The sequence below is a fragment of the Agromyces seonyuensis genome (assembly GCF_009789225.1).
In the GTDB taxonomy this organism is placed as follows: Bacteria; Actinomycetota; Actinomycetes; order Actinomycetales; family Microbacteriaceae; genus Agromyces; species Agromyces seonyuensis.
The window spans coordinates 23,274-31,882 of the sequence record NZ_WSTA01000046.1; the positions used below are offsets into that span (position 1 = coordinate 23,274).

10 protein-coding genes and 1 tRNA gene are annotated in these 8,609 nt (G+C 67.5%); 8 read left to right on the top strand and 3 right to left on the bottom strand.

From position 1 onward, the window contains the following. Positions 1-92 precede the first annotated feature (92 nt). From GB864_RS10975 to GB864_RS10990, 4 genes are all read left to right on the top strand, one after another. Complete coding sequence (locus GB864_RS10975) at positions 93-1,148, top strand: NAD(P)-dependent alcohol dehydrogenase (protein WP_160424992.1); 1,056 nt, start codon at positions 93-95, stop codon at positions 1,146-1,148. 106 nt (positions 1,149-1,254) lie between these two features. Beyond that, a tRNA-Leu gene (locus GB864_RS10980) sits at positions 1,255-1,336 on the top strand. 109 nt (positions 1,337-1,445) lie between these two features. Next, positions 1,446-1,715, top strand: coding sequence for a hypothetical protein (locus GB864_RS10985; protein ID WP_160424965.1), 270 nt, complete (start codon positions 1,446-1,448; stop codon positions 1,713-1,715). 166 nt (positions 1,716-1,881) lie between these two features. Then, positions 1,882-3,033 carry a fatty acid desaturase family protein gene (locus GB864_RS10990; protein WP_160424968.1) on the top strand — a complete coding sequence of 384 codons (1,152 nt, stop codon included), beginning with the start codon at positions 1,882-1,884 and terminating at the stop codon, positions 3,031-3,033. A gap of 27 nt (positions 3,034-3,060) precedes the next feature. On the opposite strand, the gene GB864_RS10995 is transcribed toward GB864_RS10990, so the two are convergent. Further along, positions 3,061-3,654, bottom strand: a complete 594-nt coding sequence (locus GB864_RS10995; RefSeq protein WP_160424969.1) for a TetR/AcrR family transcriptional regulator — start codon at positions 3,652-3,654, stop codon at positions 3,061-3,063. 76 nt (positions 3,655-3,730) lie between these two features. After that, positions 3,731-4,405, bottom strand: coding sequence for a class II aldolase/adducin family protein (locus GB864_RS11000; RefSeq protein WP_160424971.1), 675 nt, complete (start codon positions 4,403-4,405; stop codon positions 3,731-3,733). 124 nt (positions 4,406-4,529) lie between these two features. On the opposite strand from GB864_RS11000, the gene GB864_RS11005 reads away from it, so the two are divergent. The 4 genes from GB864_RS11005 to GB864_RS11020 all read left to right on the top strand — a co-directional run bounded on the left by GB864_RS11005 (position 4,530) and on the right by GB864_RS11020 (position 7,833). After that, positions 4,530-5,171 (top strand): ATPase, T2SS/T4P/T4SS family, encoded by a 642-nt coding sequence (locus GB864_RS11005; RefSeq protein WP_160424973.1) that lies wholly within the window; start codon positions 4,530-4,532, stop codon positions 5,169-5,171. A gap of 42 nt (positions 5,172-5,213) precedes the next feature. Beyond that, positions 5,214-6,299 (top strand): toll/interleukin-1 receptor domain-containing protein, encoded by a 1,086-nt coding sequence (locus tag GB864_RS11010; RefSeq protein ID WP_236779054.1) that lies wholly within the window; start codon positions 5,214-5,216, stop codon positions 6,297-6,299. Between the two features lie 450 nt (positions 6,300-6,749). Beyond that, positions 6,750-7,466, top strand: coding sequence for a hypothetical protein (locus tag GB864_RS11015; RefSeq protein WP_160424977.1), 717 nt, complete (start codon positions 6,750-6,752; stop codon positions 7,464-7,466). Between the two features lie 34 nt (positions 7,467-7,500). After that, positions 7,501-7,833, top strand: coding sequence for a hypothetical protein (locus GB864_RS11020; RefSeq protein WP_160424979.1), 333 nt, complete (start codon positions 7,501-7,503; stop codon positions 7,831-7,833). A 10-nt stretch (positions 7,834-7,843) separates the two neighbouring features. Here GB864_RS11020 and GB864_RS11025 read toward each other — a convergent pair. Beyond that, positions 7,844-8,609 (bottom strand): IS3 family transposase (locus GB864_RS11025; protein WP_160424981.1); only part of this gene is annotated, 766 nt, incomplete at its 5' end.

Genomic DNA, 8,609 nt, shown 5'->3' on the forward strand with positions numbered 1-8,609 from the left:
GGCGTAACGTAAAGGTCCGGCGGTGCACCGTCGGCGAAGATCCGAGCGACGGCGCATCCTTCTTCTCAGAAAGCAGGAATCACATGCCCGACATGCGCGCAGTCGTCTTCGAACAGTGGAAGACCTTCCCCTCGCTCACCAGCATCCCGAAGCCCACCCCGGGCCCCGGCGAAGTGCTGCTCAAGGTCGCAGGCGCCGGCGCCTGCCACTCCGACGTCGCCGTCTTCCACGACTACGACGAGTCGATGGGGATGACGCAGCTCGCCCCGTCCTACGTGCTCGGCCACGAGAACTCCGGCTGGGTCGAGGAGCTCGGCGAGGGCGTCACCGGCCTCGAGATCGGTGCCGCCTACCTCGTCTACGGCCCCATCGGCTGCGGCCACTGCGCCGCCTGCTCGCGCGGCCAGGACACCTACTGCGCCAACGCGGCCACCAACCCGTCCCTCGCCTCCGGCCTCGGCCGCGACGGCGGCATGGCCGAGTACCTCGTCGTGCCCGCCCGCAACCTCGTGCCGCTCGGCGACGCCGACCCGATCGCGGCCGCGCCGCTCTCCGACGCGGGCCTCACGCCCTACCACGCGATCAAGAACTCGCTGAAGAACCTCCAGGGCGGCGGCAAGTCGGCCCTCGTCATCGGCCTCGGCGGCCTCGGCCAGATCGCCGTGCAGATCCTCACCGCCATCACCGGCGCGACCGTCATCGCGACCGACATGAAGCCCGAGGCCATGGAGCGCGCCGCGGCGAACGGCGCCGTCACCGTGGCCGGCGGCCCCGACCAGGTCGCGCAGATCCGCGAGCTCACCGGCGGCAACGGCGTCGACGCCGTCTTCGACTTCGTCGGCATCGCACCGACGGTGAGGACCGCGATGGCGAGCGTCGCCCGCCAGGGCCGCGTCACCATCGTCGGCATCGCCGGCGGCAAGTACGAGTGGGACTTCTACTCGACCCCCTACGAGGCCGAGCTCACCAACACCTACTGGGGCACCATCGAGGAGCTCTACGAGGTCGTCGCGCTCTACCGCGCCGGGAAGATCACGCCCGACGTCGAGCTCTTCGGCATGGATGACGCCCTCGAGGCGTACCGCAAACTCGAGGCCGGCGAGCTCTCGGGCCGCGCCGTCGTCGTGCCGAGCCGCGCCACGGCCTGACCGCATCCGGAAGACCCTGCGGGGCGGTTCCTCCGGGAGCCGCCCCGTCGTGGCATCCGGGCGGCGAAGCCGGGGCATCCGGCCCGCCTAGACTGAGCGGGCACTCGCGGGAGTGGTGAAACCGGTAGACACGCAGGATTTAGGTTCCTGTGCCTTCGGGCGTGAGGGTTCGAGTCCCTCCTTCCGCACCGCGGCGGGTCGGCCACCGACCTCGCCGGACGTCGGCGGCGGCTCGCGCCGCGCCGAGCGGTCGACGAGCCTGTGGGGGCGCACATGTTCGGGGCGTACCGTCCGGACATGAGCGGTCAACAGGCGGAGACGCCGCAGCAGAAGCGGTGGAGCGACGAACGAGCTGGGCACTGGCACGGCGCGCGGCCGACGCAGGCGACGAGCGACCGGCAGCCGACGCTCGAGGTCGCGGACGACGCGCCGTCGGCCGAACCGGACGCCGACGCCGACGATCCGGCCCGCGCGAAGTCGGCCGTCCACGAGGGGAACGTGCGCCGCTGGGAGGCGGCGACCCATCGCACCTGGAACCGCGCGCACGGCAACGGCGGCCCCGTCTGAGCATCGGCTGGGGATGCCGGCCGATCGGCCTCCTGCGCTGACCGCGATCGCTCCCCGGGCGTAGCTTCGAGAACGTCGAGGACGTACGACGATGCACTCCGTCGGCAGCGACGCCATCGACCTCGGAACGCCGCCGGGGCACGCGCGGCGGATTGCAGGAACGACGATGGACGCAATCGAATCCGGCGCTGCAACGGCTGCGCACGGGACGTCGAGCCAGGGGCGCGAGCCCCCGAACAGCGACTTCACGGCGCTCGCGCAGGCGGTGCGGGCCGGCGGGTGGATGCGCCGCCGCTACGGCTACTACTGGACGAAGCTGTCCGCCGTGCCGCTGCTGTTCGCCGCGGCCATCGCCGGGTTCGTCCTGATCGGCGACACCTGGTGGCAGCTGGGCACGGCAGCCGTCTTCGCGGTGTTCTTCACCCAGGTCGCCTTCCTCGGCCACGATGCCGCGCACCGGCAGATCTTCCGATCCGGCCGGGCGAACGATTGGACGAGCCTGCTGCTGGGCGGGCTGGTCGTGGGCATGAGCTACGGTTGGTGGCAGCACAAGCACACTCGCCACCACGCGAACCCGAACCGGATCGGCTCGGATCCCGACATCGACCTGCCGGTCGTCGCATTCACGCCCGAGCAGGCGAAGCGGCCTCGGCCGCGGGCGTTCCGCTGGCTCGTCGCCCACCAGGGCGTCTTCTTCTTCCCGATCCTGCTGCTCGAAGGGCTCTCCCTCCACGCGTCGAGCGTGCACCGCGTCTTCGCCCGCGAGCGCCTCACGCGTCGGCCGGCGGAGATCTCGTTCCTGGCGGTCCGCATCCTCGGATGGATCGCGCTCGTGTTCCTCGTGCTCCCGCCCGGCAAAGCCGGCGCGTTCCTCGGCGTGCAGCTCGGTCTCTTCGGCCTCTACATGGGGCTCTCGTTCGCGCCGAACCACAAGGGGATGCCGCTCGTCCCGGCCGGCGCCAAGCTCGACTTCCTGCACCGGCAGGTGCTCATGAGCCGCAACATCCGGGGCGGGCGCGCCCTCGACACCGCGATGGGCGGGTTGAACTACCAGATCGAGCATCACCTCTTCCCGTCGATGCCGCGCCCGCACCTGCGTCGTGCGGCACCGCTCATCGCCGACTACTGCCGCGAACTCGGGGTGCCGTACACGGTCACCGGGCTGCGCGAGAGCTACGGGATCGTGCTGCGCTACATCAACCGCGTCGGCCTCGGCGAGCGGGATCCCTTCGACTGCCCGCTGCTCGAACTGCGCGCGGCGCCGGGCGAGCTGCACCGGATCGGCGCCGGTGCGGCGTCGGCAGCGCCGCGACCCTGAGGGGCGCCTGGCGGCGGGAGCAGGCGTTCAGCTCCACCACGCGGGGAAGAGCGCCGTCGTCGTCGCGACGAAGCGGTCGCGGTCGCCCGCGCCCGATTCGAGCCAGGCCCCGACCGCGCCCGAGAGGCCGTGGCCGATGAACCGGGCGGTCGTCTCCTCGTCGATGGAGTCCGAGAGCTCTGGATGCGCGGTACGCACGTTGTTGCGGAAATGCAGCCGTGCCGACTCGGTGAAGTGGTCGGCGAGCACCGCCCGTTCGGCGCCGCCGACCGGATCGGCGAACGCACGACGGTAGATCGGCTCGTAGGCGAGCACGTGCGCGGCGACCTCGCCGAGCACGACCTGCACGTACGGTTCGTCCGTCGCCTCGAACGCGGGGTCGTCTCGGCGCACGCGGTCGTCGGCGCGGATGCGGTCGAGATCGCGGCGCAGGATGCTGCCGAGCAGCTTCTCGGGCGACTCGGCGTGGCGGTAGAACGTGACGCGGTTCACGCCCGCTTCACGGGCCACCTCGGACACCGTCAGGCTCGCCGCCGGCTTCTCGCTGGAGAGCGCCACGATGGCGCGCTCGAGCGAGGCCGCGGTTCGCGCAGCGCGGGCATCCATCTTGCCTTCGGCCATCGGCCACCCCTTCCAGGTCGGGTCGGAACCTAGCAGTCCTGGCGCCCTCATGCCGACGTCCGTGCCGCGAGGCGTCTTATGGACGTGCGATCCGTTTCGGTGCGCCGTAATGGATCTCCTCGGCGGCCTCGATCACCCCGCGTTGCTGCGCGGCGTCGAGGAGGCGCGGTTCGCCGAGTGCGCTCGCCCGCCAGTACAGCTCGCAGAGCTGCTCGACGAGCAGGGCGTGCTCGACGGCGGTCGGCAGATCGTGCCCGAGGGCGACGGCGCCGTGGTTCGCCATGAGGGCGGCGAGGCGCCCTTCGAGGGCGGTGTTGACGGCGTGACCGAGCTGCGGGCTGCCGAACGTCGCGAACGGTGCGACGCGCAGCGCGCCGCCGAGGGCGAGCTGCTGGTAGTGGGCCACGGGCAGTTCGTCGAGCACCATCGAGAGGGCCGAGGCGAAGGGGGAGTGGGTGTGCGCGACGGCGTAGACGCCGTCGGCGGGGCTCGTGCGCAGGATGCCCAGGTGCAGCGCCGCCTCGGAGGTCGGCTCCCAGTCGCCGTCGACGACGTTGCCGAACAGATCGACGACGGTGACCTGCTCCTGCTTGATCGCGTTGAGCGGCACGCCGGTCGCGGTGAGGCCGACGAGTTCCCCGGATCGCAGACTCACGTTGCCAGACCTCCCGATCACCAGCCCGTGGCTCGCGAGGGTCTTGGCCGCGCTGGCGACCGATCGGCGGATGGCGGTGACCTGCGTCGACGTCATCCTCGGAGTCTGTCGACCCGGGCGAGGCACGGTCAACCCGCCAGAACGGGTGACGCGGCCGGGCCGCCCGGATGCTGTGGAGAACTCCGCGGCCCGCCGCGGCCGCATCGCCATGATGTTCCCCATGCCCGAGACCGCCCGACTCCTCGCCGAGCGCGTGCGTGAGCGGGTGCTCGCCGGCGCCCTCGACCTCGACCGGGAACCGGCGGCCGCGGAGCGCCTCGCCCGCAACGAGGTGCGCCGCCACGTCGAGCGCACCGATGCCGGCCGCCGCGTCGCGCTCGCCGAGGAGTCGCTGCTCGTGCGCGACGTGCTCGCCGAGCTCACCGGCTACGGGCCGTTGCAGCCCTACTTCGACGACGACGGCGTCGAGGAGATCTGGATCAACCGACCTGACGCGATCTTCATCGCCCGCGACGGCGTCGCCGAGCGCACCGGCCTGCAGTTGACCGAGCGCGAGGTCCGCGACCTCCTCGACCGGATGCTCGCCTCCGGCGGCCGGCGCATCGACCTCAGCCGTCCCTTCGTGGATGCCTCGCTGCCCGACGGGTCGCGCCTCCATGCGGTCATCCCGGATATCGTGCGCGGGCACGCGAGCCTCAACATCCGTAAGTTCTCACGGCGCATCCGCTCGCTGGCGCGGCTCGTCGAGCTCGGGGCGCTGAGCGCCGAGGCAGCCGGATTCCTGCATGCGGCGGTTGTCGCCGGCGCGAACGTGCTCGTTTCGGGTGCGACCCACACCGGTAATACCACTAGTGTCCAGTAATCTACTGGAGTCAGGGCCAGCAACTTCGATATGGTGCGTGGCATGTCATCTATTGGAGCCCGAGCATTCATCAGCTACACCCGAGCGGACAACACTGATCATTTGAACGTGGTCGATCAACTGCGCTCGGAACTCTCGGGCCGTTTCGGCGCGGTGACCGGTCGGAGCCTCGAAATCTTCGTTGACCGAGAATCGATCGGGTGGGGAGAGGACTGGCGCTCGAAGATCCGCGGAAGTGTTGAGTCTGCCACCTTTTTCATCCCCGTAATCACGATGCGGTACTTCCAGAGCGACGCCTGCCGAGAAGAGCTTCTTGCCTTCTACGAGAATGCGAAGCAGCTCGGAGTGACTGAACTTATTCTGCCGGTTGTCCTCGCTGGTAGCGCTCGAATCACCCAGAACGACGAGCGGCCCGAGGTCCGACTCATTGAGGGGCTGAACTACAAGAACATCGAGCCCGCATGGCTTGCTGGTTATCAGTCGCCGCAATGGCTGCAGGCTGTCCACTGGATGGTCGATCAGCTCGCGGCGTCGCTAGATCGCGCCGAGGATGCCCTTGACCGTCGGGTACTGGATAAGTCTGAACCGAGCGATATTGGGCCCGTCGAGGCAAAAGCGTCTGGGGGCGACGTCGTGGTGCTGGGCGAGCAATTCACAAAGCTAACGCCTTTGGTGAACAATGCCATTCGGGACATGACGAATTTCTCTAAGGTCGCTGGAACGGCGCTCAAGGATAAGAACCTCGGGGAGATGAGCCCCAAGCAGCAGCAGGTTGAGTTGGTGTCAGCGGCTCGACTACTCACCGAACCGGCCAAGGCGCTACGACGGTCGGGGGAGGCGCTTGAGCGCGGCGGTCTCGAGACTGATGCCGGTCTCCGTGCCGTGGTTGACGAGCTTCGGTCTCTTGAAAATGAGGTTGCAGACGCTCACGTCGGCAAGCTCCTCTCCTCGTTCGCAGGTGTGGCAACACTCTCCGAAAGCATCGGGACCGTGGCCGAGCTCGTCCAACTGCTGAAGGTGGCTTCAGTTGTGAACGTAAGCATGAGGAAGGCGGTTGACCCTGCGATTCGGGGTTTGCAGTCCATGAATAACGCTCTTCAGGTGTTTGAGAGCTGGCGCGAGATCTAGCGTCGACCGAGGTGCGCGTGCCGGAGGCGCCCGGCTTCACTTCGTAGCGTTCATAGGCAGGACGAAGCTTGCCCGCGTTGGCAGAGATGTCGTAGTCACGTTCCGTTCCCCGATGTCCCAGCGCCTGCCTGAGCGAGTGAGCGGCAGTCTTGCAGCGGTGGCTGGGCACCGAGTGCCTCACCTGTTGCATCCTGTGAGATTCGGGCGTGGATCGGCGGTGAACGCACCGTCGTAAGGGGAGGGACTAGCGACCAGTGGGCAAGGCGACACTCCTCGGCGCCCTGCTCGTCTCCCGGGCTAAGGAGCGCATCGTCACCGCCGATGAGTCCTTAGAGCCCGACGGCGAGGCGCCCGACCTCGTCGCGATGCAGTGCTGGCCGCCGTCCCTTCACAACTACGCCTAGATGGGGTTACGTTCACGGAGGCGCACCAGGGCGCTACGATCCGACGATGGTCGACATTGTGCCGCTGCGAGCCGCGCCAAAGGATCGGGTTCCCGAGATTCGAAACGCGTATCGATTCCTCACCGGCACTCACGCGAGCGTGAACGGACTCTTCGACGCGGTCCAGACACTCTCAACAGCCCGTCGTGCTGCGAACGCGACCAATGTCGGCCGCATGAAAAGCGATGAGATGGACGTGTTGCGCTCAGCAATCGTGCTCACGTCGAGCGGGCTCGACGCATCTATGAAACGGCTCGTACTTGATGCCGGAAAGTTCCTGATCAATGTGCCCGGTTCGTCGGCCCGGAAGCACTTTGAGCAGGGTATCAAGGAGATGCTCGCCGCGAAGACGATAGATCAGCCCCTGAAAGACGCCATCGTTTCGGTGAATCCAGCAGAGTCTATTCTTAGGTACTACCTCTCGACCAAGACGAAGGCGAGCATGCAGGGTAGCGGGGACCTCAAGAGTCGCGTTCGAGCCGTCCTCGGTATCCCTGCTACACGAATAACGGACGGCCAACTCGATGGGCTTGACAACTTCTTCCTTGCACGTAACCGCATCGCGCACAGCATGGACTACGTGAACCTCACAGAGTCAAAATCCAGGGCTCGCAGGAATCGGTCCTCAGACGAGGTTGCAACGCTATGCAACACTGCATTTAAAGTCGCGACCGACTTCATGCACGCGGCCGCGGAGTTGCTTGTCGCGAATCGCGGTCGCTAGCACTTGGGCCGAGCGCGGTGAGTAGGCTCACGCCGTGCAGACCTTGATAACTCTGATTCCCGTCGTCACCGGCGCCTTCCTCGCCGCTGCGTTCGGGCTGCTTGGCGCCTGGATTCAGTCGCGTCGTGAACACTCGCGCTGGCTTCGAGAGCGACGCTTCGATGCATACACGGCAGCCCTGGCATACATGGACAGGCTCAATGCCTGGGTTGAGGGAGGCAAGGACCCCAAGAATCACGTCTCGCTGCGTCGACTTCTCTACGGCGAGCAAGCACACGACCAGCTCCGTGGCATGTTGTCAGAGGTCGACGATATAACTGACGGAGCGGATGGAATCATCGCGGGGGTCTGCTGCACGGGTAGGTGACAGGTTGTAGTCACGCCGCCAGTGCGGCGGGCGTGTTCATGATGACCTCGAACTCGATCGGGGTCAATCGGCCGAGGGCGGTTTGCCGTCGGCGTCGGTGGTATGTGCGCTCGATCCAGGTCACGATCGCGATGCGCAGCTCGTCGCGGGTGGCCCAGGAGCGCCGGTTGAGGACGTTCTTCTGGAGCAGGCTGAAGAACGATTCCATCGCCGCGTTGTCGCCCGCGGCGCCGACGCGGCCCATCGATCCGACCAGGTCGTGGCGGCGCAGTTCGCGGACGACTTTCTTGGACCGAAATTGGGATCCTCGATCCGAGTGGACAATGCAGCCGGCGATCTCCTCGCGACGCGCGGCCGCGTTGCGAATGGCGTCGGCGGCCAGTCGGGCCTTCATGCGGTCGCTGATGGAGTAGCCCACGATCCGGTTCGAGTAGACGTCCTTGACGGCGCAGAGGTAGAGCTTGCCTTCGCTGGTGCGGTGCTCGGTGATGTCGGTCAGCCAGAGCCGGTTCGGCGCGTCGGCGGCGAAGACGCGGCCCACGAGATCGTCGTGCACGGCCGGTCCGGGCCGCTTGTGCTTGCCGCGGGCCTTCTTCTTGCCGAACACGCTCCACCAGCCGTTGTCGCGGCAGATCTTCCACGCGGTCCGTTCCGACATCGCTTCGCCGGCGTCGCGTGCTTCGTCGACGAGGAACCGGTAGCCGAACTCGGGATCGTCCCGATGCGCGTCGAACAACGCGTTCGCCCGGTGCGCTTCGATCAGTTCGGAATCACAG